Consider the following 250-nt stretch of genomic DNA (forward strand, 5'->3'; position numbering starts at 1 on the left):
ATCCATTACAGGGCACCCGCTCGGATATGAACTGGCAGGACGTGACGGGCAAGCAGGCCTTAACCGTCGCCCACTGGCAGGTTCTGGGCCAGTTCCGAGCCCGTCATCCCGCAATAGGTGAAGGCAAACAAACCACGCTGTCGCTGAAAGAAGGCTACGGCTTCGTTCGCGAGCACAATGGCGATAAGGTCATGGTGGTGTGGGCGGGTAATCAATAACGACGCAAACCGGTTCCCTCTCCCCCTCCGGG

The 250-nt window shown here is 59.2% G+C and carries 1 protein-coding gene; it reads left to right on the forward strand.

Annotation, left to right across the window (positions count from 1 at the left end; genetic code table 11):
• Nucleotides 1-218: hypothetical protein (locus tag ACPYOJ_RS36160; protein WP_481420503.1), on the forward strand; the 218-nt coding region annotated here is incomplete at its 5' end.
• Nucleotides 219-250: the final 32 nt, after the last annotated feature.

This window comes from Rhizobium sp. SVR5-9E, assembly GCF_056755095.1.